This window comes from Caulobacter sp. FWC2 (assembly GCF_002742625.1).
GTDB lineage: Bacteria > Pseudomonadota > Alphaproteobacteria > Caulobacterales > Caulobacteraceae > Caulobacter.
Map to the genome: position 1 here is coordinate 2,732,503 of NZ_PEBF01000001.1, position 23,419 is coordinate 2,755,921.

The 23,419-nt window shown below is 64.2% G+C and carries 22 protein-coding genes; 10 read left to right on the plus strand and 12 right to left on the minus strand.

Going from position 1 to position 23,419, the window contains the following annotated elements; all coding sequences use genetic code 11:
- Positions 1 to 2 precede the first annotated feature (2 nt).
- From CSW62_RS13100 to CSW62_RS13110, 3 genes are all read left to right on the plus strand, one after another.
- On the plus strand, positions 3 to 1,097 hold the full coding sequence (locus CSW62_RS13100) for a hypothetical protein (protein WP_143324388.1): 1,095 nt from the start codon (positions 3 to 5) through the stop codon (positions 1,095 to 1,097).
- An 83-nt stretch (positions 1,098 to 1,180) separates the two neighbouring features.
- Positions 1,181 to 3,088, plus strand: a complete 1,908-nt coding sequence (locus CSW62_RS13105) for an HAD family hydrolase (RefSeq protein WP_099578440.1) — start codon at positions 1,181 to 1,183, stop codon at positions 3,086 to 3,088.
- Between the two features lie 4 nt (positions 3,089 to 3,092).
- Complete coding sequence (locus CSW62_RS13110; protein WP_099578442.1) at positions 3,093 to 4,094, plus strand: PfkB family carbohydrate kinase; 1,002 nt, start codon at positions 3,093 to 3,095, stop codon at positions 4,092 to 4,094.
- 1 nt (position 4,095) lies between these two features.
- On the opposite strand, the gene CSW62_RS13115 is transcribed toward CSW62_RS13110, so the two are convergent.
- On the minus strand, positions 4,096 to 4,590 hold the full coding sequence (locus tag CSW62_RS13115; RefSeq protein ID WP_199170595.1) for an NADAR family protein: 495 nt from the start codon (positions 4,588 to 4,590) through the stop codon (positions 4,096 to 4,098).
- A 45-nt stretch (positions 4,591 to 4,635) separates the two neighbouring features.
- Between CSW62_RS13115 and CSW62_RS13120 the strand changes: the two genes are divergently transcribed.
- On the plus strand, positions 4,636 to 5,034 hold the full coding sequence (locus CSW62_RS13120; protein WP_158235433.1) for a helix-turn-helix transcriptional regulator: 399 nt from the start codon (positions 4,636 to 4,638) through the stop codon (positions 5,032 to 5,034).
- Positions 5,035 to 5,042: 8 nt separating this feature from the next.
- Here the strand turns inward: CSW62_RS13120 and CSW62_RS13125 are convergent, their stop codons facing one another.
- From CSW62_RS13125 to CSW62_RS13145, 5 genes are all read right to left on the minus strand, one after another.
- A complete protein-coding gene (locus tag CSW62_RS13125) occupies positions 5,043 to 6,401 on the minus strand; it encodes a hypothetical protein (RefSeq protein WP_199170596.1) in 1,359 nt (452 codons plus the stop codon).
- Positions 6,402 to 6,485: 84 nt separating this feature from the next.
- On the minus strand, positions 6,486 to 7,604 hold the full coding sequence (locus CSW62_RS13130) for a DUF3800 domain-containing protein (protein WP_099578447.1): 1,119 nt from the start codon (positions 7,602 to 7,604) through the stop codon (positions 6,486 to 6,488).
- Positions 7,605 to 7,850: 246 nt separating this feature from the next.
- Entirely contained in the window at positions 7,851 to 8,264 is a 414-nt protein-coding gene (locus tag CSW62_RS13135) for a ribbon-helix-helix protein, CopG family (RefSeq protein WP_099578449.1), read from the minus strand.
- Entirely contained in the window at positions 8,261 to 10,231 is a 1,971-nt protein-coding gene (locus tag CSW62_RS13140) for a conjugal transfer protein TraG (RefSeq protein ID WP_099578451.1), read from the minus strand. Before CSW62_RS13140 ends, CSW62_RS13135 begins: the two co-directional genes overlap by 4 nt.
- Positions 10,232 to 10,243: 12 nt before the next feature.
- Complete coding sequence (locus tag CSW62_RS13145) at positions 10,244 to 11,701, minus strand: DUF3363 domain-containing protein (protein ID WP_369827470.1); 1,458 nt, start codon at positions 11,699 to 11,701, stop codon at positions 10,244 to 10,246.
- Positions 11,702 to 12,473: 772 nt separating this feature from the next.
- On the opposite strand from CSW62_RS13145, the gene CSW62_RS27245 reads away from it, so the two are divergent.
- From CSW62_RS27245 to CSW62_RS13165, 3 genes are all read left to right on the plus strand, one after another.
- Positions 12,474 to 13,085, plus strand: a complete 612-nt coding sequence (locus tag CSW62_RS27245) for a transposase (RefSeq protein ID WP_099578457.1) — start codon at positions 12,474 to 12,476, stop codon at positions 13,083 to 13,085.
- Positions 13,082 to 13,435: an IS66 family insertion sequence element accessory protein TnpB gene (gene tnpB / locus CSW62_RS13160; protein ID WP_062095312.1), complete on the plus strand. Its 354-nt coding sequence runs from the start codon at positions 13,082 to 13,084 to the stop codon at positions 13,433 to 13,435. Before CSW62_RS27245 ends, tnpB begins: the two co-directional genes overlap by 4 nt.
- A 72-nt stretch (positions 13,436 to 13,507) precedes the next feature.
- Positions 13,508 to 15,034, plus strand: a complete 1,527-nt coding sequence (locus CSW62_RS13165) for an IS66 family transposase (RefSeq protein ID WP_099578459.1) — start codon at positions 13,508 to 13,510, stop codon at positions 15,032 to 15,034.
- Positions 15,035 to 15,123: 89 nt separating this feature from the next.
- On the opposite strand, the gene CSW62_RS13170 is transcribed toward CSW62_RS13165, so the two are convergent.
- The 6 genes from CSW62_RS13170 to CSW62_RS13195 form a co-directional block, all read right to left on the minus strand.
- Positions 15,124 to 15,954: a lytic transglycosylase domain-containing protein gene (locus CSW62_RS13170; protein ID WP_233206674.1), complete on the minus strand. Its 831-nt coding sequence runs from the start codon at positions 15,952 to 15,954 to the stop codon at positions 15,124 to 15,126.
- Positions 15,951 to 16,415, minus strand: a complete 465-nt coding sequence (locus CSW62_RS13175; protein ID WP_233206675.1) for a S26 family signal peptidase — start codon at positions 16,413 to 16,415, stop codon at positions 15,951 to 15,953. The genes CSW62_RS13170 and CSW62_RS13175 overlap by 4 nt, the downstream gene beginning before the upstream one ends.
- A gap of 53 nt (positions 16,416 to 16,468) precedes the next feature.
- Positions 16,469 to 16,963: a DUF2840 domain-containing protein gene (locus CSW62_RS13180; RefSeq protein ID WP_233206676.1), complete on the minus strand. Its 495-nt coding sequence runs from the start codon at positions 16,961 to 16,963 to the stop codon at positions 16,469 to 16,471.
- Complete coding sequence (locus tag CSW62_RS13185) at positions 16,938 to 17,225, minus strand: AlpA family transcriptional regulator (protein ID WP_099578463.1); 288 nt, start codon at positions 17,223 to 17,225, stop codon at positions 16,938 to 16,940. Before CSW62_RS13185 ends, CSW62_RS13180 begins: the two co-directional genes overlap by 26 nt.
- A 119-nt stretch (positions 17,226 to 17,344) precedes the next feature.
- Complete coding sequence (locus tag CSW62_RS26940; protein ID WP_233206677.1) at positions 17,345 to 18,088, minus strand: DUF2285 domain-containing protein; 744 nt, start codon at positions 18,086 to 18,088, stop codon at positions 17,345 to 17,347.
- 166 nt (positions 18,089 to 18,254) lie between these two features.
- On the minus strand, positions 18,255 to 18,596 hold the full coding sequence (locus CSW62_RS13195) for a helix-turn-helix domain-containing protein (protein WP_099578465.1): 342 nt from the start codon (positions 18,594 to 18,596) through the stop codon (positions 18,255 to 18,257).
- Between the two features lie 149 nt (positions 18,597 to 18,745).
- Between CSW62_RS13195 and CSW62_RS13200 the strand changes: the two genes are divergently transcribed.
- From CSW62_RS13200 to CSW62_RS13210, 3 genes are all read left to right on the plus strand, one after another.
- Positions 18,746 to 19,249: an RNA polymerase sigma factor gene (locus tag CSW62_RS13200; protein WP_099578467.1), complete on the plus strand. Its 504-nt coding sequence runs from the start codon at positions 18,746 to 18,748 to the stop codon at positions 19,247 to 19,249.
- Between the two features lie 12 nt (positions 19,250 to 19,261).
- On the plus strand, positions 19,262 to 20,263 hold the full coding sequence (locus CSW62_RS13205) for a FecR domain-containing protein (RefSeq protein ID WP_099578470.1): 1,002 nt from the start codon (positions 19,262 to 19,264) through the stop codon (positions 20,261 to 20,263).
- Positions 20,264 to 20,411: 148 nt separating this feature from the next.
- A complete protein-coding gene (locus CSW62_RS13210; protein WP_233206678.1) occupies positions 20,412 to 23,405 on the plus strand; it encodes a TonB-dependent receptor in 2,994 nt (997 codons plus the stop codon).
- The last annotated feature ends 14 nt before the right edge of the window (positions 23,406 to 23,419 follow it).

Genomic DNA, 23,419 nt, shown 5'->3' on the forward strand with positions numbered 1-23,419 from the left:
GCATGACCTCTCGACCGCACTGGGCGAATTGCATCACCCACTCCGACAAAGGCGTTGACGACTTCATCGCGGAGTATTTCGCGCAACCTGATCGTACATGTCTTTTGGTCGGCGGCGCCGGTTTCGACCCACGTGCTCGAATGGTTGCCGAACGCATGGGGCCGGTGATGGGCGACCGCCTCCAGGCGATCTTCATTCGTGAAGAGCGGAAGGATCCTAACGGCGATTTGGCCGCGGCGGCGAACACGACGGAAGTCGAACTGAAGAAGCTGGTTCCCAGGTCCGAGGTTCAGCACATCCAGATTTTCGCCGATGACGGCGCTTCCGTTGGCGGCATGCGCATCAGCCAGATGCTCCGTGATATGCCCTGGCCTAACGTCACCGACGTAGTCCTGGACCTCAGCGCGCTATCGGTTGGCATTGGATTTCCTGCGGCCAGGGTGCTTTTGGCGCAGTGTGAAGCGCGGCCAGACGTAAACTTCCATCTCATGGTTGTCTCGAATCCGGAGCTGGACGCCCAAATTGTCCCCGAACCCTCCAGCACTGCGGTTGCGGTAAGGGGCTTTTCTGGTCCTCCGACGGAATCCTCAGAACTGGAAGTTGCGCGGGTCTGGCTTCCCCACCTAGCCCCAGGCAAGCGCGCGACACTTTCAAAGATCCATGGCCAAGTTGAAGGGGACTATAAGATATGTCCGGTGGTGCCCTTTCCCGCCCGCGACCCTAGGCGTCCAGACGCACTGATCGCCGAGTACCACAACGAGCTGCGCAACGAATGGAACGTTGACGCCCGCGACTTGATCTATGTCTCCGAACGGAATCCCCTCGATGCCTATCGAACCTTCTCCACGCTCAAGGCGCGGTACGATCGAACGATGGAGGGCATCTACAAGCCTGAGCTAATCCTTTCGCCGGTGGGCAGCAAAGTCATGGCGGCCGGCGCACTCATGGCCGCCATAGAGCACGACTTGATCGTCCTTCATGTTGAAGCGGTTCGGTATGAGTTGGACGCGAAGGTTGAGGCCGCTCCTGATGCGCCAGGCTACATGATCGTCCACGTCTGGATGCACGGGCCGATCTACGATGGCTACCAAGCCTAGGATCGAGCTCCTTCCAAACGGGAGCAGAACATACCGTTGAAATGCCAAGCGCCCCCATTGCAGTTGGGCTATAGGCCCTCACCATGAGCCTCTATGCCGAGAAACTCGATGGTGTGGTCGAGACGTTGCGCATGGTCGCACGCCAGCCCACCGCCAAACTCCGCATGGCTTTGTTGGACGGTGAAAGCCGCCTGGCGATTGCGGTCGGCTCGGGTGGTTCGGCAATCACCGCCAACTTCCTCGCCGACTGCCGGCGCACGCTTGGCTATTCCCCGACGCTCGTGATGACGCCCATGGAGTTCGTCATGGGTGCCCAGCGCTTTCGGGGCGCGCAGATATGGCTGTTCAGCGGCTCGGGAGAAAATCCCGACATTATCGCGGCCGCGCAGACCTGCATCAGCCTGGCTTTGACCGACGTCCATGTGGTGACTGGGCGGGGGCAAAGCACCTTGGCCGAACTCACCGCGCGTTGCGGGACATTATATCTCACTGAACTCGCCGACGAGAAAGATGGCTTTCTCGCCACTCATAGCCTCGCCGGTGCGATCGCCAGCTTGCTGTTCGCGGCGGACACCGCCTGTCCTCGCCCGCTCGCAGAAACCTTGGTCGAAAGCTTCCTCGTTGCGGGCCAGCAGCGTCTCTCCAGCGCCCATCGTGAGAGCCTGAAGCAGTCTTTTCTCGCGTTCAAACCCTCTCAGACACTTTTTGTGCTTTGCGATCCCCGCCTGACCGCGGCGGCCGTGGCGATTGAGACATCGTGCTGGGAAGCCGCGCTGTGCCCCGTGCAACTGGTAGACTTCCGCAACTTCGCCCACGGTCGACATGTGTGGCTCGAACAGCGCCCAGGAGATGCGTTCCTGTTGGCGCTGTCCAGCACCGAGACACGGCAAATCTGGGACGAACTTGAAGCGTCGCTGCCTAGGTCAGCTCCCCGGATGACCCTGCATGCGCCGTTTCCTGGGCGACTGGCGTCTGCACTCCTAGTGTTAGAAGCCCTCGCCGTGGTCGAAGCGTTGGGCGAGGCGGTCAGTCGCGATCCCGGCAAACCGGGGGTCGGCGACTTCGGTCGCGACGTATATTCGGCCGTTGGCCTCGTCGATCTAGCAACGGCATTGCCGGCGCCGGTTCGGCTCAAACGAGCTGCCGTGGAGTTGTTCGACCCGCTTGACGCGGGCGATCATGATCTCGCGGCCTGCTGGACGCATCTACGGGAGACGTGGGCAACCACGGCGATCGAAGGTCTTGTTCTGGATTATGACGGGACGATCGTTACGGTCGAAGATCGTGAAAAGCCCGTCCCAGACGATCTTGTAACAAGTCTCGTTACGTTGATGGATCAGGGCCTCAAGCTCGGGGTTGCCACAGGACGCGGGGACTCGGCTGGTCGCGCGATGAGATCGGCTCTCCCGGAGCGCCTCCATCCCGACGTCACCATCGGCTACTACAATGGCGGCTGCGTGCGCACCCTCGACATCGATCTCAAGACCGCCAGGCCCACGCGCCCTGGAGAGATGGAAGCCGTCCTGTCTTGGTTGACACAGTCAGCTGGCTTTTCCGTCAATCGGATCAAGGATGGGTTCGTTCAGCTGACTCTCCCTCTTGAGGATGTCACAGACATGGAGCAGCTCGCTCACGATTTGGCGAACGCCGGTATCGAGGGCTTGCGACTCGCCCGTTCTTCTCACACGGTCGATATCTGCTTGCGCTCCACGTGCAAGACGAGCGTTGTTCAAGCCCTGGCTGACCGTTGGGGATTTGAGGCTTCGTCAGTGCTGCGCGTCGGCGATAGCGGGGGTCCCTTGGGCAACGACCACGTTTTGTTGGGAAGCAAGATGGGGGTGACAGTGGGCGAAGTTTGCGCACGACCAACCGAAGGTTGGCCTATGTTTGGCCCTGCCGTCGCGGGTCCGACAGCGTTGCGCAGGATCCTAAAAAGCTTGCAGCCCGTCGGTGACGGACGGTTCCAAATTGATCTGAACGCGTTGAACTAGGCGTATGATCGCGATGGAACAACAGGGTTGGCCTCTTCAAGCCCAAGGCGAGCCAACCAGCGGCGGGGTTGATGTCGCCGGCACAGGCTTCACCGTGCTTGATCGCCTTTATGCCGACGGCGGCAAGATGAGCGAGGCGTTAGGCGGTTCTTGCGGCAATGTGCTCGTCTCTCTGGCGATGCTGAGCCGTACGGTGGCCCCAGTCCTCGCCTTAGGCTGTGACGAAGTCGGCGACCAATTAGTCGAAACCTTCCACGCAGCTGGCGCCGATACGCGCTACATCGCCCGGCGCCGAGAGATCGCTTCTCCGATCTTGGCTCAGCAACTCGACATAGTTTCGGGACAGCATTGGTTCAGTTTCGTCTGCCCCGAAACGGAAGAGAAGCTGCCGCGCTATACCAGCATCGACGTTCAAGATGTCGAGCACGCTGTCGACGTCATCAACGGTTGCAGTGTCTTTTACGCGGATCGCCTCTCCGAGGCGATCATCGACGCCATGGAGACAGCGGCCAATGCCGGCGCTCTCGTGTATTTCGAGCCTTCGGCTATTGATGATATCGATCTGCTTTCGCGGGCGCTGCGCCTGACCCGGATTCTGAAATACTCATCTGATCGGCTCGAGGATATCGTTGGCGCGTCTCAACTGCGATCTGACGCGATCCTCATCGTCACTCATGGCGCCGACGGCCTTGAGCTGCGCCAACAAGGCGCGAGCGCCTGGTGCCAGGCGATACGCGCGCCGCGCGTGAGGGACACCTGCGGTTCTGGCGATATGGTGACGGTTGGGATTATCGATTGGATTCTCGACCGAACCGCTCGGGATTACGAATCCTGGACGCTGGACAATCTGATGGGTGGCGTCGTTGCTGGCCAGCGCCTCGCCGCAGCCAACTGCGCTTACGCCGGCGCACGAGGCCTCTTCGCACGAAACGATCTATCGATGGTTCGGCGAATCCTCTCGGGAGACATGGCCCCCTTCGATCTTCAAATGGACCTCTTCGACTGAGCTACTCTGCGGCGAGGATTTCTTGACCGCCCCGCTCGCGCCTAAGCTCGGTCCGTAGTTCCATTAGCATTATGCCAAGCGTGTTTTCGCCAACGCCGTTGACTTCCCCCCAGAGGCGATTGACGGGGCTGTCGACCGTCGCAGACTCCACGAGCCTCAATTCGCCCGTCGACAGCAGAAGCTCGGCTAGGTCGGGGTGCTGTGTAAATTTGGCGCGAAGAACACCTCGCATTCGGTCGAACTTGAGCTTCGACCATCCTGGCGAGACGTCCCAATAATAAAGTCCATGCGCGGCCATCGCGAGCAGGGCCGGTGACGGCGCAGCCATGAGCCATGCCTTGACCTCTGGCTTACGCGCCTTGCCAGCCTGATACGCGTGTTCCGCCGTCATGAAGCGATCGCCTTCAAACTCGATCTCGCGACGATAGAGATTGCTGAAGACGCCATAGGGCTTCTCGCTCGCTCGGTAGAACCGGATTTCCGCAATCTCGACCACGGTAGCTCCTTGCAAATCAGCACGCGTCAATATATGCAAATTTGCATGAAACTGAGCGTTAAATCAAGAGAAAACCTCGCGCGCCAATTGCGCGAAGTGATTAAAGAACGCGAGGTTACCTATGCTGAAATCGCTTCACTGTCTGGCGTTCATCCCAGCCAGGTAAGCCGCATTTGTCGCGGGGAATTCAAAACCGCCAGCGCAAATCTCGTGCAAATTTGCACCGCGCTCGGACTTGCCGAGGACAGAAGCACCTCCCCAGCCCCTAATCCCTCACGGCAACTTTTGGAGAAGTCGATCGGCGCCCTCTGGGATCAAACCCCTGAAGACGCGGACCGGCTTCTGAAGCTGATGCGCCAACTCGCGGAACTACGAAGGCAGCCGCGTAAGCGCCGCCTGAGCGCCCTGCCGCGCGCGAGTGCAATCCGCACCGACCCGTGCTGATCGCTACGTCACTCCTCGACGAGAACAGTCGTCATCGAGGAGAGGACACTGTTGGCCCATATGGAGTCGCAGCCGATCTCACCGTCGCGCTCGAACCAATGGGTTGCCCCAGGCAGGAGGTCGAAGGCGATCGGATGGTCGGCCAGGGGATTGTGGAAAACCTCAAGCTCCTGACACCACTGCTCGCCCCAGGGCCAGAGGGCCGCGTATTCGGGGCTTTGCACGTCGAGTTCGAAATCGATCGGCTCCAGCGCACCTGCCGTGCGGTCGTACAGGATGCCCTTGCGCACCATCCGCAGCCCCTTGGGAGCCCAACCGGCCAGCAGACCCATGCGGTTGAATTTGCTGAAGGTCGCTGCGTTGCTGAAGATTATCGCCGAGAGGTGAGCGAAGGCCGGGTCCCGGAAGAGGCCAGCGGGAATGGCGTCCGGGCCTTCCAGCGTTGACACGGTCGTTGAAACGCCGACCCGGCGTCCACCGATCGTCTCGACATGCGCGAAGGCGCCGTAGAGATAGGACGGTAGCGCTTCGCGGCTCCAGACCAGCGACGACGGTGCGTGAAAGTCTGCCAGCGCCAGGGCGAAGGGCTTGCCTTGGACGTGGGGCAAGATTTCGTAGTTGCGCTGAAGTTTGCTGCGAAGGGTCTTGGCGAAACGAACGGCGGGCGCGCCCAGGAGACGTTCCCGCTTGTTTTCCGGCGCGGCAACGGGCCGCGTAGGGCCCTGAGGCGACAACTCGGGAGCATGTGCGGTGACGGCCTCGACCCAGGCCTCATGGCCCTCGCGGGCGAGATGGAAGTCTGGCGACACCACCGTTTGGGACACGGAAACTTCCTGCTCGCGGAACGCTGCCAAGAGGTAGAGTTCAAAAAGCCTGGCGTCGAAATTGGCGCCCTGGAAATCGGGAACGAAGTTGGCGTCCGGCTTGGGCAGCGCCAGATAAGCCTCGCCCACGGTCATCAGCGCCGGATAGTGCGACAGCGTCGTGGTCAGAAGCTTGAAGTTCTTTCCGGGCGTCGAGCGCCCCGCCTGCAACAATGGCGGCCGCCGCCGGGCCTGCGGCGGCAAGGGTAGCGGAGGCGTGTCGCGCTCAAGTTCTGAGCCGACCAGGAAGACAGCGGTTTGGTGGTCGGGGACATCCTGGCGATCGAGGGCCACAGCCCAGCGGTGATCAACTTGACGCCGCAGGACGAGGGCACGGCACATGCCGGTCTCGTGATTCATCATGGCAAGCCCAGCCGCCTCGCAGCCCTGGGTGCGCCATCCCGCGAACGGCGTGAAGTCGCCGAAGTTGGGTCCGGTGGGCAAGGCGAGCGCGTAGACTTCGAATTGGCGCGCCGACATGTCGATGAGCTGGCGCGTGTCCACCTCCCCTTCCGCGACTAATGCCAGAGCAGTGGCGCGGTGTTCCGGGCCGGCGTCAAGGCGCGTTTGGCCAAGAGGCGGGCCACGCTACGAGACTGCGTTCGGGCCGTCGACGAGGCGCCAAAGCTTGTAATGGTCCTCCAGGCTCAGGGTGAAGTGGAGGAAGGCGGGGGTCTCCGCGAGACTTCTGGCCAGGAGCCTAGACAGGCTGGCGAGATTGCCCGTCTGGCGTTCGGTCAGGCTCTCGCGGATCACGTCCAGCGCGTCCCGATCGTGAGCGACCACGAAGGTGAAAAGGCGCCCCAGTAGGCCGACCACGACATCGGAGATCTGCACGCCCGGCTCCTCGTGCGACTCCGCGAAGCCGAAGTTCTCGAAAGGTTTGCCGGCGTCGACCAAGGTGTGACGGGCCAACTCGTCGCGGATCGCGGGCTCCACGTCGAGGATGTGGCGGGCGTTTTTAAACAGACACAGGCGCTGCAGGAAGAACATGCCGAAGCGGTCGATCAGGACATTGGGGGTCTCGTCCTCGAGGAACGGCAGGCGTTCCAGCCCCCTGGCGATCTGCAGGGTCCCCTTGAGCATGTAGTAGCTGAAATGGGGAAATGCGTCCTCATGCTGCTCAAGCAAGTCAAGGAGTTCGGCGACGAAGGCCGGACGGCGCGCGGCGCCGACGTCCGGATAGTCATAGCGCTGGAAGAGGTCGATGGTGTGGTCCGGGTTCAGGCGCAGCAAGCCGTAGAGGTCGTTCTTCAGGTTCTGGTGCGCAGCCGACAGACGGGGCTCACGGTGCTCGGCCAAGATCGAGTCGATGACGTCTACGACCGACCAGTAGAGCGGGTCCAATGCGAAGAAGTGGACCTCCAGATCCTGCGCCAGCAGCCAGTCGAGGAAGATCTCGATCTTTCGGGTGTCGAGCGCGTCGAGAAGATCGCCGTCGGCCAGGTGCTTGAACTTCATCTCTTTGATCGACGGCTGCAGACGCAGCTCCGTCGTCAGGGCGGCCAGACTAAGCTCGCGTGGGTCGCCCCGATGGACGACGCCACCCAAGACGAAAACTTTCAGATCCTTGACGTTCAGGCCGTCGGATCGGATGTGCAGACGCCGGATGTTGTTGGTCTCGTCGTAGTAGAGGGTATAGGCCTCGTTGATCCGCGGCAGGCCCATCGCCAGCATCGGTTTGCGCATCTCATTGATGTCAATCATCTGCGACTCCAGGCACGGCGGCGGCGCGGCGCGGCGCGGGAACAATCCTACCGGGTCTGGCCCATTGGTACAGTTTGCGGGCGGCTACTCGGCAGGACGCTTTGCGACCATGTCGGAAGGTCGGGGCGAATGGTGAATGTAGCAGCCGAATAGCGGACCTTCCCAAGGTCGCCTGAGAGTCAGGTCTGCGCCTTAGCGAAAAACGGCCACCGCTAGGAAGCGAACCTTCCCAACTTCGGCGCGGGGTCAAATCCGCTCTGCCGCCACGTCGGACAAGACCTCGCCTCGCAAGAGTCGCCCCTCTGAAATCCGACGCGATAGCAAGTCGATAAACGCCGCATAGCGCTCCTGCCCCTTTGCGCTTGCGGCCCGATCTTCAACCGAAGACATCGCTGGCGTGACCTTCAACCAGGTTTTCACGAACAGTCCGATTGCCTCGTTGGCGATGGTCACGTCCCGCTCTAGCCGATCCAATTGCCGTGACATTCGATCAAGCCGTCGGAAGAGCGCCGCTTCACCGGCTTCTGCGCCATCGGGCGAGAGGTAAGCCTCCAGCGCTGCCCGCACGATCTCCGATTTCTGCCGGCGTGTACGCCGGGCTCTTTCATCCAGCACTTTTATGGTGTCGCTGGTCAGGAAGACCTTCGTGGGGATCTTCATGCGTCGTCACCGAGCGGTATGCCGTCATCGCGGTCCATGGCCGCCTGGCGCGCCGTGCCTGTGAATCGACGCTGCAGCTCCCTTCCCTGCTGCTCCTCATCGCCTTCACCGTCGCCGACAATTTCGAGTTCATCATCAAGTGTCGCCGGCGCCGCCTCAACGACGTCGAGTTCGGGCTCCCGTTTGAGACCGCCTTCATCCAATTGGGCCGAGCGCGAAATAACCGGCGGCACGCCGTTTTCCACAGTGGCTGCCGTCCAGTCTTCGGCGATGGGTGACCGCGGCACGCCCGCCTTGGCGTCAAACACACACACACGATCCGCCAAACGTGCGTCTGCATAGTAGCGGATTTTGGTGGCCCGGATTGGCGGAGCCCCCGCCACCAACACGACCGCTTCATGCGCCGGAAGCTGCATCACTTCACCCGGCGTCAGCAATTGACGCGCCGTCTCCTGGCGGGAGACCATTAGGTGGCCGAGCCACGGTGACAGGCGATGGCCCGCGTAGTTGGCCATGGCTCTCATCTCCGTTGCAGTACCGAGCGTGTCGCTAATCCGGCGCGCGGTTCGTTCGTCATTTGTCGCGAACGCCACCCGCACGTGGCAGTTGTCGAGGATCGAGTGATTGGGCCCGTACGCCCGCTCAATTTGGTTCAAACTTTGGGCTATAAGGAAGGCCTTGATGCGGTATCCGGCCATGAAGGCCAGCGACGCCTCAAAGAAGTCCAGCCGCCCCAGGGCCGGGAACTCGTCAAGCATCAGCAGCAGCGGCCGGCGGGTCCGCGCAGCCTCGAGGCCTTCGGTAAGTCGTCGGCCGATCTGATTGAGCACGAGGCGGATCAGAGGCTTGGTTCGGCTGATATCCGAGGGCGGCACCACGAGGTAAAGGCTGACCGGCTTGTCGGACCCGACGAGGTCGCCGATGCGCCAATCACAACGGGACGTCACCGCCGCGACGACAGGATCTCGGTACAAGCCCAAGAAGCTCATGGCCGTGGAGAGCACCCCGCTGCGCTCGTTGTCGCTCTTGTTGAGGAGCTCGCGCGCCGAGCTGGCCACCACGGGGTGGACGCTTTCGCCAAGGTGGCGCGTCGTCATCATCGCGCGTAGCGTTGTCTCGATTGGGCGCGAGGGATCGGCCAGGAAGTTGGCCACGCCAGCCAACGTCTTGTCGGCCTCGGCATAGAGCACGTGCAAGATGACGCCGACCAAAAGACTGTGGGAGGTTTTCTCCCAATGGCTTCGACGCTCCAGGGCGCCCTCCGGGTCCACCAGAATGTCGGCGATATTTTGCACGTCCCTCACTTCGGTCGGGCCGCGTCGCACTTCCAAAAGCGGATTATACGCGTTGCTGCTGGCGTCGGTGGGATCGAACCGCAGGACGTGCCCGAACTTCGCGCGGGCGCCGGCCGTGAGTTGCCAATTCTCGCCCTTGATGTCGTGAACGACAGTGGAACCGGGCCACACCAACAAGCTCGGCACGACCAAGCCCACGCCCTTGCCGCTGCGTGTAGGAGCAAAGCACAGCACGTGTTCTGGACCGTCGTGGCGAAGGTAGTGGTCGCCGTGCCGGCCCAACATCACACCGGTATCGCCGAGCAGGCCAGCCGATTTGATATCGGCGAACTCAGCCCAGCGCGCCGAGCCGTACGTCGTCACTTTCTTGGCTTCGCGAGCGCGCCAAATCGACATCGTAATGGCGACCGCGACGCCAAGCAGCGCACCAGAGGCTGCGATGAACCCTCCGCGCAGAAACACCGAGGGCGCGTAGGCGTCGTAGATGAACCACCACACGAAGAAGGCTGGCGGCGGATAGATCGGCAAGGCGCCTAGCCGTAGCCAAGGTGGTCCCAGACCGGGCTGATAGGCCAACTGCCACGCCGTCCATTGCGTGGCGCCCCAGACGCCCGCGAGCGCCAAGGCGCCGATCAGCAGGATCTGGCCCCAGAGTATTTTCTGACCGTTCATTTGCTTGCACCTTCAAAGTCCAAGCCCGCGCTTTTTTCCCAGCGACCAGTCCATCCCGCCGCTGGGCGTAACCGTCCCCCTCACCTCCTGGCCAAGATAAGCGTCAAGCGATCGGGTCCACGGGACCAGCTGGAACCCAAGGCCGTCCTCGATCATGGCGAAACGACCCGAAACCAAATCCAACCGTCGGCTATAGAGCCCTGCGACCATGTCGCCCTTGCTAGCCTCGATGTAGGCCGCCCCCGTCTCCGCTCGGAGGTTGGCGGCGACCCGTTCCAGTTCTCTTCCCCGAAGCGTGGCGATCAGATTGCCGACGGGCCTCCACGCGCTGTCTGGCCGGCTGGCCAGACCGATGCGCTCCAGATGGGCCCGCCGCTCGTCGAGCGCCGTTCGCACCTCCTGGCCAAACCCGGCTTGAGCGAGCGCATGAGGCTCGCGAGAGACCATCTGCCGATCGAGCCAAGTCGCCCCTGACGCTTTGACCTGGGCGGCTAGATCCAGGTCGGAGCGGTGCAGAAGTTCAAGCCGAGTGGCGCCGTCGTCCAAGACTCGCGAGCGCACCTCGACAAGGCCGCCGATCGGGGTGTCGCCGGTGTGCGATAGGTCGCCGAACCGGATATGGTGGCTTCGTCCGTCGATCGCGTCGACGACGACGTAGGCTTGGCCGGTGAGCTCATCGTGCAGGCCTCGATCCGCCAGCTTGCCGAAGATCGGCGAGCCGAGTTCACGCCCCTGAATCACGACAGCGTTCAGATCGCGGCCCTTCCCGCTTAGCGTCGCGTGAAGCGTCTTGATGATATCGCCGCGTTCGGCCAAGCCGCGAAGCTGTGGTTCCAGATCTTCGACCAAACCCCAGCGGCCAGGCTCCTCGACGCGCGCTAAACCCAGGCGCTCCAGATATTGAGCGCGCCCGACCAGGCGCGGGTCGACACTCCCCACGCCTGCCCGACCGGGGCGCAGATCAACGCCACCGCGCTCGTCTGTCAGTTCTCCTAGTCGGCGATCCAGTTGGGTCCAGCGGTCGGCGGTCATCTCTCGATCGAGGCTTGCCTTGATCTCGGCCTCGGTTCTGGGACCAAGCTCCAGCGACACCAAGGCCTCCGCGATTTCCCGAAAGCCGTGCTTGATGAAGTGGGGGTTGATGACCAAGTCGCGGCCATCATCGGCAACGCCACGAACAAGGACATGGACGTGGGGATTGTCGGTGTTCCAGTGATCGACCGCGACCCAGTCCAGCCGCGTGCCCAGCGCCTGCTCGGCCCGCTCCATAATGCCCTGCGTGGTGGTGCGCAGGTCTGAGAGTTGCACCGCGTCGTCGGGTGAGATGATGAAGCGGAAATGGTGGCGATCGTCGTCGCAGCGCCGGGCGAAAGCCTCGTGATCCGCCACGCCGTCGCGATCGAACATCTCCGCTCGTTCGCCATCGCGCGTTGCGCCCTGCCGGCGAAGATAGCTGAGGTGCATCTTCATCGGAGCTGCCCGATAGCGAGACCCCTTGTGCTGGATGATGCGCGCCTTGATGACGACCCGTCGGGACGCCAAGCGCCCTCGTGATGTCGAGGCCCCGCGTCCAAACCGTCCCGACCGTCCCCTGGCGCCCATGTCGAGCGCGCCAAGTCCCGATCGACGGGCTGCGGTCAGAACCTCCCCGACAAATCCGCGGGCCTTGGCGCCCGCGCCGGCGGCTTGGTCGCGGGGGCGGCCGACTCGTGGCCGAAAGTCATTCTCGCGCCTCATGAGCCCGCCCTGGCGGAAAGGTCCCGGCCAAGCCCTTGAGCGCATTGGGAAAATGGCGCGACGAGGAACCTGCCCCCTCTCTTGGGTTCCGGAAATTCTTCAACACCATCAATGACATGGGACCAAAAGGTCCCTGTCCTTTTATCTTGCCCTAGACCTGAGTTCTCCGTTTGCGTTCGGTTGTTGCACTCTTGTTCTCCTTCCATGAGACGAACCATGTCGGGCTCCTGATGATCGAGGGAGGTCGGCCGTGGCGTCGAAGCGCTACCAAAACCGAGGACTGCGGACCTATTGGGCGGTCCACATCGAAGCGTGGCGGCTGAGCGGTCTGTCGCGCGCGGCATACTGCGGCGAGCACCGGCTCCAGCCCGGCGTCTTCAGCAGCTGGCTGAAGAAGATCGGTGACGCCGACGCCTTGCAGCACAAGCCTTCGAGCAAGCGAAAGCCGCCGCCGCGACGTTCCACCAGCGAGGTCCGCAACAGGGCCGTGCAGGCGTTCTGGGCCATGCACGTCGAGGCCCAACTGTGGAGCGGACTGAGCGCTGCGGAGTACGCCAGCGCCCATCGACTGACGACCTCGTCGCTGCGTCAGTGGCGTCAACGCCTGGACGAAGACCCCCTTGGGATCGATTGGCGAGAGCTCGTTCATCCCAGCGCCCGCCCGTATGTGGGTCCCAGACGAAGCACTAGTGCTAAGGCCCGGACGCCGGAATCCGGCTTGACGGACGTGACCAGGACCATCCGCGACGGTGACGGTCGGAGTAGCCGACGGACGTTCAGCGACGCGCAAAGGCGCGCCATCGTCGCCGAGACGGAAGCGCCCGGAGCCACGGTCAGCGCGGTGGCCAGGAAGCACGGCGTGGTCACCAGCATGGTGTTCCGGTGGCGCGCCCAGATGGGCCTTGGCCAGGACGAGCGCGCCCGGCTGGCTCGCGTTCGGCTGGTCGGCGATGGTCTCAAAGCGGCGGGCCAGACTCCCACGGCGGGCATCCCACTGCCCATTCCCGAGGGCGCGGTGGCCGTCGATCTTGGCGACGGACGCCGGGTCTTCGCGCCGCCCGGGAGCGATCCGGACGAGGTCCGGCGGTACGTGGCCCAGCGGGAGGCGGCCCGATGATGATCATCCCCTCCGGCGTGAAGGTGCATCTGGCGCTGGGTCAGACCGACATGCGCAAGGGCTTCGACGGCCTGTCGATGCTGGTGCAAGACCTGCTGAAGGAAGACCCGTTCTCGGGCCACCTGTTCGCCTTCCGGGGACGAAAGGCCGACACCATCAAGCTGCTCTACTGGGACGGAACGGGCCTGTGCCTGTTCACCAAGCGGCTGCAACGCGGGCGCTTCATCTGGCCCCATATCACCACGCCGGGCGGCTGCGTGGTGCTCACGCCCGCCCAGCTCGCCATGCTGATCGAAGGCATCGACTGGCGGTTCCCAGAGCGCACCTGGAGGCCCGCCATCGCCGGCTGAAGCCACGCCAAAACCCCTGCCAAATAAGGGGAAAATGCTTGGTCGCGGAGTCCGAAAATAGTAGAATCGGGCATGCGGCTGGATCTGGAAAACCTGCCTACCGACACGGCCTTGCTGCACCAGTTGGTGCGCGAAATGGCCGGCTTCGTCGGTGAGCGGGACAGCGAGATCGAGCGGCTCAAAGCCATCATCAAGCAGCTCCAGCGCGCCCAGTTTGGCCGCCGTTCCGAGCGCCTGGACGCCGATCAACTGGCGCTGGCCCTGGAGGATGTGGAGACCGATCTGGCCGCCGCCGAAGCGCGCCGGCCCGACATCCTGCCGACGCCCGCGAAGGCTCAGCCCAAGCGCAAACCGCTCCCCGACCATCTGCCGCGCGAAGACCGGTTGATCGACATCGACAGCCCGGTCTGCGCCTGCGGCGGCGCCCTGCACAGCATCGGCGAGAGCGTCAGCGAGATGCTGGACTGGGTCCCGGCGCAGATGCGGGTGATCCGGATCGTGCGCCCCAAGTACGCCTGCCGGGCCTGCGCCACGGTGGTCCAGGCGCCGGCGCCGGAGCGGCCGATCGATGGCGGCCTGGCCACGCCGGCGCTGCTGGCCCAGGTGCTGGTCAGCAAGTACTGCGACCACACCCCGCTCTATCGGCAGTCCAAAATCTTCGCTCGGCATGGCGTGGATCTGGAGCGCTCGACGCTGGCTGGTTGGGTCGGCGGGGCGTGTTGGTGGCTGCAAGCCCTGCACGACAGGCTGGCCGAAAACCTGTTCGCCAGCGGCCATCTGTTCGCCGACGACACGCCGATCCCGGTGCTGGATCCTGGTCGGGGTCGGACCAAGACCGGACGCCTCTGGGCCTACACCCGTGATGATCGGCCGTGGGGCGGACCCGAGCCGCCGGGCACGGTCTATGTCTATGCGCCGGACCGAAAGGGCGAGCGCCCGGCCGCCCATCTGGGCCGGTTCAAGGGCGTTCTCCAGGTCGATGGCTATGCCGGCTTCGAACCGCTGACGGCGTCCGGGGACGTCAAGCTGGCGGCCTGTTGGGCGCACACTCGGCGCAAGTTCTATGAGATCGCCGAGTCCACCAAGGCGCCCGTGGCCGTCGAGGCGTTGCGCCGGATCGGCGAGCTCTACGCCATCGAAGCCCAGGTGCGCGGCCAGTCGGCGGCGCTGCGGCGGGCGGCGCGTCAGGAGTCTTCCCGTCCGCTGGTCGATGCCCTGCACGCCTGGTTCGAACGTCAGCTCACCCGCGTGCCGCCGCGCGGCGCTCTGGCCGAGGCCATTCGCTACGCCCTGGGCCGCTGGGACGCCCTCAGCCTGTTCCTCACCGATGGCCGCATCGACCTGGACAACAACCCCGTCGAGCGCGCGATCCGGCCCATTGCCTTGGGCCGCAAGAACCACCTGTTCGCCGGTTCGGACGGCGGCGGCGACCGCTGGGCCGTGGTCGGTTCGCTGATCGAGACCGCCAAGATGAACGGCGTCGAGCCCTTCGCCTACCTGCGTGATGTGCTGGAGCGCATGGTCGATGGGCACCCCGTCAACCGCCTCGACGAGCTGCTGCCCTGGGCCTGGAAGCGCGGAAATCACGTCAACACCTGACCGACGTGCAGCGGCCGGACGCTTACAGTTCTCCCCGACCTCGTTCCTACCGCCAGCCCGTCCAACCCTGATCGCGACCCGAAACGCCCTCATGGCCACAACCCGCCCATACCCGCGCGCTCTGTCTGGTCCTTGATCGACGCGTCGCCTGTAGCACTCGGAGCCACGAACAGACCGGCGGCCCTTGGGTCCACGTTAGTGACCGGGCGTGTCATGGGCATCGGTTGCTCGAGCAAGGGAGCCACACGCTGAATGTAGATCTGGGTCTCGCGTGGCAGGGTTTGCGTGCCCGCCAGATGGTTCGCGTAACGCTGCGGTCCGGCGTTATAGGCCCCAAGCAAACCTGGCGCGCCGAACCGATCATACATGCGGCGAAGATAAGCTGACCCGGCCAGAACATTGGCGCGCACGTCAAAGGGGTCGTCGCCAAGCCCGAGCTCAAGGGACATTTCGCGCCAAGTGGCCGGCATCACCTGCAGCAAGCCCATCGCGCCTTTTGGCGATCTCGCGTCAGGTCTGCCGCCGCTTTCCTGGCGCATCACCGCATAGATCCAGGTCTCAGGAAGACCAAACCGAAGCGCCGCCTCTGATACGGCCTGGGCGATCTCACCGCGGGCCTCCACCCGACCATTGGAGAACCCCGCTGCGGATTGCGCGAAGGCCGGAGCTTTCAACGCAGACCCGCCCAGGAGCGCAACCAGAGCAACCACCGCGCACGTTCCGCGCAAAGGTCTTCCGTTCTTCGCGGTCGCATCGATCGTGCGGCCGTGCTTGCCGGCGTCAAGGGCGAGGCGCGAGACGCGCCGGCCTGGCGGCCTCCCTTGACCCCGGCCGCGCGCGACCGCTGACAAAATCTCGACCGGGACGAGGAAAGGACCGGCAAACCGACCGAACAAGGAAAGGCTGGAAAGTCGCTTCACGGCCGCGCATCCCACGTCCAGAGGGGCCGTGCGCGACCGATGATCCCGCGTACCGGCAACGGCCCGAAGTAGCGGCTGTCCAGGCTGTCGGCGGCGTTCCGATTGACGATCAGGACCTCGGCGGCGGTCAGACGATGGCACCCCGAATAGGCCGGTAGCCCCCTGCCCCACCGATCTGTCCGGCGCATGCGGGCGACCATCTGACCGTCGATCCACAAGCCGTCGGAGCGCCCGCAAACCTCCTGCCCGTGACGCGCCGCGACTCGCTTGAGAAGCGGGACGTTGGCGGGAAGGTAGTGACGCCGCGCCATCCAAAATGCCAGGCGGGCTGGTGGCTTGATCGCAACCCATTCGCCAACGCGCGGCGCGCCAGGATGCAAAGTGTAGAAGCCGATCGGCGCACTCGCCGTCGTGTTGAACAGCAGGCGAGGCGCGATGGTTTCGCGACTGGCCAGAAGCATCAAGACGCATCCCGCGCCCGCCCAAACGGCGAGACCAAGTTTCGATCGGGCGCTCATGACAACAGCTGGCGCAGCAGCCATGCGCGATGACGGCGGCGGGAATAGACGCGCGGCGGCAGGCCCGCGCCAATCCTTGCGCCGACATGGCGCCAATAGTCGGGCGCGGCCTGCTCTGGCCGAACGCCGGCTCGCTCCACGCCGTCGATCGCTTCGAGCACGGCCTGGACCTTTGACCAGCTCGCCAGATCGAGCAGGATTTCCGCACCGGGCGAGACTTCCGGATAGGTCGTGAATGGCTGCCCTTGCACCACCGCCCGCAGGATGGCGATGCGGGAATCGACTGTCCCATAGTCTCCCGCCCGCCAACGCACGAAGGCAAAGACCGCGCCCGGCGCAAACAGGACGGTGCGGCGGCGGCGGTCATGAACCTGCTCGCCGACGGGTCGGCCAAAGCGGATCCAGCGTTCGATGCGCTCCTTCAGGAACAGGAGTTCGACGCGGGTGAGGCTGGGAGGCGGTCGCTCAAACATCGCCGAACCGCCGTACATAGGCCGGAGCCAGGGCCGCGTGCGCCTTGGCCGGCGGCGTCGTCACCGCCGCTTCGTCGCTGGTCGAGCGCCGCTCGCCGCGACGAGACCAAGCCTCCAAGTCGGCCAAGGTGTAGACGATGCGCCCGCCGTTCTTGCGATAGACCGGGCCGGTGCCGTAGCACCGGTGCTTGGCTAGGGTGCGTTCGGATATGCGCAAAAGCTTGGCCGCCTCGGGCGCCAGCAACAAGCGCTCGGAGGTCGGCAGGTCGTTTGGCGACATGCTCTGGTCCCTAGGCCGCCGGGAAATCTCCGGACATCGGACGGCGGCTGGGGGAAAACCTGACGTTCAGTCGGCGGGTCGAGGGATGGCGAAGATGGCCCAGGCCTGATTTCGCCACCCTAGAAGCCGGCCCTCAGCAGCTTGAGATAGCCGCCCGCCATCAAGCTTCGGCCTCGGCGCACCAGCCGGATGGTGACGTCACGCAGGGAAGACGTCTTGAAAGCGTCGCTGTCGAGGTTTTCGTCGCCGAACAGGCCGGCGGCGATGTCGCGGTAGCTTTGCGCTCGGAGGGACCCATCGAGCGCGAAAAGGCTGCGGGCCAAGCGCGCTCGTTGCTCGGTGTTGAAGCGCGACCTCGGCGGCGCGTCGGTCTGGGTGGCGCGCCGCAAGGCGTCGACGGCTCGAACACGTAGATTGAAGTCCTCGTCGTACGACAGCACGATCATCAGCGGTCCGTCGGGCGCAGCATCACCGCGGAACAGCAGCTGCAGGCCGCTCGCCAGCCTCAGATGTCGTCCGTCCGCGCCATCGACCGGCGCGCCATTCACGGCCGGAAGCGTCCTGGCCGCTCCGAACGATCGCCGCTCCAAAGGCACGACCAAGCCCGGCGCGGCGTCAGCACGCCACACCACACGCGCGGCCTCGGCGGATAGATCGGGATCGGCGGGCGCGCTCAGGCCCCACCGCGTCTCCAGTGCGCCCCCGTGCTTCAGATCATCGAAGTGGAGCCGGTATGCAGGGTTTCGGCGCAAAAACTCCCAGCAAAGGCCGGGGATCGTAAGCCGTAGAAACGTATGCCAGCCACCGCCGTCGCTGCCGCGCGGCGCCCGATCCGTGCCCGAGGTGGCGTGCGCGGCGGCCATGTCACTATGGCGACAGGCTCCATGCGCGTGCGCATCTTCTCACTATCAAAACGGGCGTATAGAGCGAGCTTTCGGCAATATGTCGATCTGGTCACGGCGACGATTAGCGGAACGATACGCAGCGTGCCGTACAGAGCGCGTTCAAATGCTGCCGTTCGACACGCGACTATGTTCGGCGCAATTTCAGACCAGCCTCGACCAGCACTTTGATCGCCGCCAGTTCAGGCTCTGAAAGCGGCGAAAGCAGCTTGATGATGTCGACCAACGAGTCATCCCGATCACTGCGGGCCGCGAAATCGCCGCAGCCGAACAGATCACGCGGATCGACTTCTAAGGCCTGAGCCAAACGATCAATGGTCTCGAACGTCGTGCCCTTCTTGCCGCTCTCGATGTTTTTGATCGCGTTCAGTTGGCGATCAATCTTCTCGGCCAACTGCGGCTGCGTGAGATTCAATCTCTTACGGTGATGGCGGACGAAAGCCCCGAATTGCTCCTCCAGCCTTGCCATGCACCGGTCCACTCGTTCGACAGAGCGCAATGTTCCGTGACTAGGCGAAAGACACACAGCCTCTCAAAACGACCTCTTGTCCGATTTAGTATCTTTTAAAGATCCTTTTTCCGTAGGATTCTGTGGGGCAATCTCTGGTGGATCGTCCGATGGATGGCTTCTTCCCTCCCGTGCCCCCGCGCTCGGACCTCGCGCTCGCCGTTGAGTCGCTGTGCCGACGCTATGACACATGGTTTCGCGACGTGCTGCGCCGGCGCTATGGCGACCAAGCCGACGACTTAGCGCACGAGGCTTATTTGCGTACGGCCGCGCACGAGGCCCAGGGCAAGGTCCAGCACCCCAAGGCGTTCCTGCTCAACGTGGCCAACAACCTCGCAACGGATCAGCGGCGCCGAGAAAAGCGGGAGAACGACTACGCGACCTATCGCGGCGCCTTCCCCGCGCAATCGACGGCGGCGACCCAGGAGATGGCGCTTGCGGTCAAGCAGATCATGCTGGCCCTACCGCCAGAGTTGCGCGATTGTTTGATCATGAGCCGCCTCGACGGCCTGACGCATGGGGAGATCGCGTTGCAGCTCGGACTCACCAAGCGCACTGTGAAGGATCGGGTGCGACGAGCCGCCATCTTGGTCGCGGCATCCATGCAGGACTAAGGCGCGATCGCGATGATCAAGGACCCGAAGAAAGCGCCTCGCCCTGTCCGCGAGGCCGCCGACTGGTTCACCCGGCTCAACGAGCCGCCCATAGAAACCGAGGAGCTTGAAGCGTTCTCGGCTTGGAAAGCCAAACCCGAAAATCGCGCGGCCTACGAGCGGCTGGAGGACATCAACCGCGCGATGCTCACGCTGAACGATGATCCCGACATACGCCAAGCCAAGGCAGATGCGTTGGCGCGCGGCGCGGCGCGGCGCCGTCAACGGTTCGCGAGCTGGCGCACATCGCCGCGCGCGATCGGCATCCTCGCGGCAGCCTGCGTGGTCGCCGCGATCGGCGCGGCGGCGGTGCTGCGCCTGCCGACCTACTCGACCCGTATCGGCGAGACGTTCAGCGCGACGCTTGAGGACGGGTCTCGGATCCAGCTGAACACCGACAGCGCCGTCAGGGTTCGATATTCAGCGGGGCAGCGTCGCATCGAACTCTTGCGCGGCCAGGCCATGTTCCAAGTCGCTCACAATGCGCAGCGCCCTTTCATCGTGGTCTCAGGCGATGCCGAAGTGCGCGCGCTCGGAACGCGCTTCGATGTGCGCCGCCTTGGGCAGACGATGCGCGTGGTTCTCGCCCAGGGCAGCGTCGAGGTTACTGACAAGTCCGTGCGCGAGACGCCCTGGCGTCTGACGGCCGGCCAGGCCTTGGCGCTTGGTCCGAAGGTTAAAGTAGCGCCTATTGCCCAATCTGTTGACGTGCCGTCCGCCACCAGTTGGACGACCGGCAGCGTAACCTTCGAGGGCGTTGCGCTTTCCGAGGCGGTGGCCGAACTCAATCGCTACCGGCGCGACAAGATCATCCTGGCGCCAGGCGTGCCTGTCGGGCGGCCGATCGGGGGCGTGTTTACCGCCGGCGACAACGACGATTTCATCGCGGCCGTGTCGGCGCTCTACCGGCTCAAGAGTGTCCGCCGGCCAAATGGAGACTTGGAATTGCAACCGGAAGCGGGCGAACTTGGGTGATGTCATAATTTTTTCATGAGGCCGATGTCCTGCGACGCCACCCCAGTCGTCTCACCCCAGAGCCAGCGACGGGGCCACAGCGCATCATCTTGAGCGCCCCCGTCGTCGGCGGGGGAAACTAGCGATGAAACCTGTTCTTGGGGACTTGTTGAGCGGCGCCTGCGTCGCTGTTCTGGCGGCGGCGGCGGTCGCGCCATCTTACGCCCTCGCCGCCGAGCCGGTGATTACGTTCAACTTGCCGGCTGCCCCGATGCAGGCCTCTCTGGTGGCCTTGGCCAGGCAGGCCGATATCAAGATCCTGTTCGAAAGCGACCTTGTCGCGGCCCTCAGCGCCGCGCCCCTGCAGGGAAAGTTCACAGCGCGTGAGGCGACCGAGCGCCTACTGGCCGGCAGCAGGATTTCGGTCGAGCAGGTCCGACCTGGCGTGCTGGTCTTGCGCGCCGCGGGATTGCGCGTCGGTGAGGCGAGCGGCGCGTCGATCGAGGCCCTTGAGCTGGCTCAGGCCTCGGCGAGCGCAATCGATGACGACAACACGGTCGCCGAGGTGGTGGTCGGCTCGCACATTCGCGGCCTCAGCGATGGGCCTTCCCCGGTGGTCATCCTCAATCGCAACGACATGGATCGCGGTGGCTATGCGAGCATCGGCGAAGCGCTGACGTCGATGACCCAATCGTTTGGCGGCACCGCCAGCGAGGACTCCGTGTCCAGCGGGGCGGATCCAACGGGGTCCAACGTCTCACGCGGGACGGGCGTCGATCTGCGCGGTCTCGGCGCCGACGCCACCCTGGTGCTGTTCAACGGTCGCCGCATGTCAGGGGCCGGATACTACGGAGACTTCGCCGACGTTTCCTCCATCCCGTTCGCGGCCGTGGGCCGGGTTGAAGTGCTGCTGGACGGCGCCTCGGCGCTCTACGGCGCGGACGCGGTCGGAGGCGTCGTCGACATTCGCTTGCGCACCGATCTCGACGGCGGCGAAACCCGCGCCAGCGGCGCGACCGCCACGCGCGGCGGATACGACCGCTATCTGTTCAGTCAGGCGCTCGGCAAGACCTGGAGCGGCGGCCGACTCCTGGCCGCCTATGAGTACACGCGCAACAGCCGACTTCGCGCCACCGATCGGCCTTACACCGGATATGCCGACCTGCGCCCGTTGGGTGGATCCGATTGGCGACGAAGCACCTTCACCGCGCCGGCCAATATCCTCCGGCCCGACGCATCCGGGTCCTATGTGCCCGCCTACGCGGTGCCGGCGGGTCAGGACGGTGTTGGCCTCACACCCGCCGATTTTGTGCTGGGCAGCGCCAATCTGGAGAACCAGCGCGCCACGATTGATGTACTTCCGCGTTCGACGCGGCACAGCGTGGTCGTTTCGGCGGCCCAGGATGTCGGGCCTGTCGCGTTCTCCGGGGACCTTCGTTACGCGCATCGCGACACCGCCAACAGTAATCTGCCGCCTTCAGCCACGGTGATCGTCACCGCCGCCAACCCTTTTTTCGTATCGCCGACCGGCCAGCCTTTTGAGCGCCTGGGCTATTCGTTTTCGCGAGAGATCGGAGGCGTGTCGAACCCGGTGATGTCCGAGAGCCTCGGCGTCAGTCTGGCCGCGGACGCCCATCTCCCGGCGGGCTGGAAGGCAAGCGTCTACGGTACCTACGCACAGGAACTGACGATCAGTCGCGGCTCGCACCAGGTCAACGTCACTCGGCTGGCCGAGGCGGTTGGCACGACGCCCGACAGTCCGTTGACAAGCTTCAGCGCGGCACGTGACGGCTACTTCAATCCGTTCATCGGCGAAGGCTCCAATCCGGCGGCCGTACTCGATTTCGTCCTGTCGGGCTGGGACCTCAGCAAGTTCCGCAGTGAGATCCGTTCGGCCAACGTGGCCTTCGACGGGCCTCTGTTCGATCTCCCGGGCGGCACGGTGCGGCTGGCGGTCGGCGGCCAGCTTCGCCGCGAGGAGCTGCGCACCGGCGGGGCCAGCTTCTTCTTCGCCTACGCTCCCACGGCCAAGGCCACGCGTCGCTACAGCCGCGACGTCAAAAGCGCCTATGCCGAACTGAACATCCCGATCATTGCCGCGGCCAACGCATTGCCGTTGGTCAAGCGTTTGGAGCTGTCGCTGGCCGGACGAGTCGAAAGCTATGACGACGTCGGCTCCACGGCCAATCCGAAGGTCGGCGTGGTCTGGGAGCCCGGGAACGGCTTCAAGGTCAAGGGCAGCTACGGGACGTCCTTTCGCGCGCCATCCCTGCCGGAGCTGCAGTCGCCGTTCACAATCAGTCCGCTGGAGCTGAGCTATGGGGCGGGCGACGTGCCCACGCTGTTCTTCCAAGGCGGCAATGCCGCGCTCAAGCCTGAGACCGCAAAGTCCTGGACGGCGGGCCTAACCTACAGTCCTCCCTCGAAACCCGCGCTAACCCTGGGGCTTTCGGCCTACCGGACCCGGTTCACCAACCGGATCGCCTCGCCGGTGATCAGCGGTATCGGCCAGGCGCTGACGGCGCCGGACCTAGCGCCCTTCCGCACCTTCGTAAGCCCAGCGACCAGCGCGGCGGACCGAGCCAAGGTGCAGGCCTTGATGGACAGCCCAAACGCGCTGAACACGGACATCTATGATGTCACCGACTACCGCGCCATCGTCGAGGCTCGCAACGTCAACACCGGCAGCCTTGAGGTCCAGGGCCTGGACGCCACGGCCGCTTACCAGACCACCCTGCTGGGCGATCCGCTGGCGTTGAACGCCAGCCTATCCTGGCTGACGCGGTACAAGCGCCGGACCACACCGACCTCGGTGGAGACCGAACTGTCAGGTCATGCCGGCTTCCCGGCCGACCTGCGCGCCAGGCTTACGGCCACTTGGACCCACGGCGATTACGGCGCGACGGCAGGCCTCAACCACGTGGGCGACAGCACCACCGACACGGGACGTCGCGTTAAGCCGTGGACGACGATCGACGCTCAACTGCGCTGGCAGCCCAGGAGTCTATTGGGCGTCGACGGCCTGACCTGGTCTCTGAACGTTCAAAACCTCCTCGACGAGGGTCCGCCCTTTTACGACAACCCGTTGGCCATCGGGTATGACCCGGCCAACGCCGATCCCCTGGGTCGCATGGTCACCCTGCAGCTGACCAAGGCCTGGTAGCCCCACTCCCCCCT

Bases quoted from the DNA above. Each gene is read 5' to 3' on its own strand.
- CSW62_RS13145 (WP_369827470.1), bottom strand. From the start codon at position 11,701: ATGAAGATGCACCTCAGCTATCTTCGCCGGCAGGGCGCAACGCGCGAT.
- CSW62_RS13200 (WP_099578467.1), top strand. From the start codon at position 18,746: ATGGATGGCTTCTTCCCTCCCGTGCCCCCGCGCTCGGACCTCGCGCTC.
- CSW62_RS13195 (WP_099578465.1), bottom strand. From the start codon at position 18,596: ATGGCAAGGCTGGAGGAGCAATTCGGGGCTTTCGTCCGCCATCACCGT.
- CSW62_RS13135 (WP_099578449.1), bottom strand. From the start codon at position 8,264: ATGAAGATCCCCACGAAGGTCTTCCTGACCAGCGACACCATAAAAGTG.
- CSW62_RS13110 (WP_099578442.1), top strand. From the start codon at position 3,093: ATGATCGCGATGGAACAACAGGGTTGGCCTCTTCAAGCCCAAGGCGAG.
- CSW62_RS13105 (WP_099578440.1), top strand. From the start codon at position 1,181: ATGAGCCTCTATGCCGAGAAACTCGATGGTGTGGTCGAGACGTTGCGC.
- CSW62_RS13205 (WP_099578470.1), top strand. From the start codon at position 19,262: ATGATCAAGGACCCGAAGAAAGCGCCTCGCCCTGTCCGCGAGGCCGCC.
- tnpB (WP_062095312.1), top strand. From the start codon at position 13,082: ATGATGATCATCCCCTCCGGCGTGAAGGTGCATCTGGCGCTGGGTCAG.
- CSW62_RS13180 (WP_233206676.1), bottom strand. From the start codon at position 16,963: ATGTACGGCGGTTCGGCGATGTTTGAGCGACCGCCTCCCAGCCTCACC.
- CSW62_RS13185 (WP_099578463.1), bottom strand. From the start codon at position 17,225: ATGTCGCCAAACGACCTGCCGACCTCCGAGCGCTTGTTGCTGGCGCCC.
- CSW62_RS13140 (WP_099578451.1), bottom strand. From the start codon at position 10,231: ATGAACGGTCAGAAAATACTCTGGGGCCAGATCCTGCTGATCGGCGCC.
- CSW62_RS27245 (WP_099578457.1), top strand. From the start codon at position 12,474: ATGCACGTCGAGGCCCAACTGTGGAGCGGACTGAGCGCTGCGGAGTAC.
- CSW62_RS13100 (WP_143324388.1), top strand. From the start codon at position 3: ATGACCTCTCGACCGCACTGGGCGAATTGCATCACCCACTCCGACAAA.
- CSW62_RS13120 (WP_158235433.1), top strand. From the start codon at position 4,636: ATGAAACTGAGCGTTAAATCAAGAGAAAACCTCGCGCGCCAATTGCGC.
- CSW62_RS13175 (WP_233206675.1), bottom strand. From the start codon at position 16,415: ATGCTTCTGGCCAGTCGCGAAACCATCGCGCCTCGCCTGCTGTTCAAC.
- CSW62_RS13165 (WP_099578459.1), top strand. From the start codon at position 13,508: ATGCGGCTGGATCTGGAAAACCTGCCTACCGACACGGCCTTGCTGCAC.
- CSW62_RS13130 (WP_099578447.1), bottom strand. From the start codon at position 7,604: ATGATTGACATCAATGAGATGCGCAAACCGATGCTGGCGATGGGCCTG.
- CSW62_RS26940 (WP_233206677.1), bottom strand. From the start codon at position 18,088: ATGGCCGCCGCGCACGCCACCTCGGGCACGGATCGGGCGCCGCGCGGC.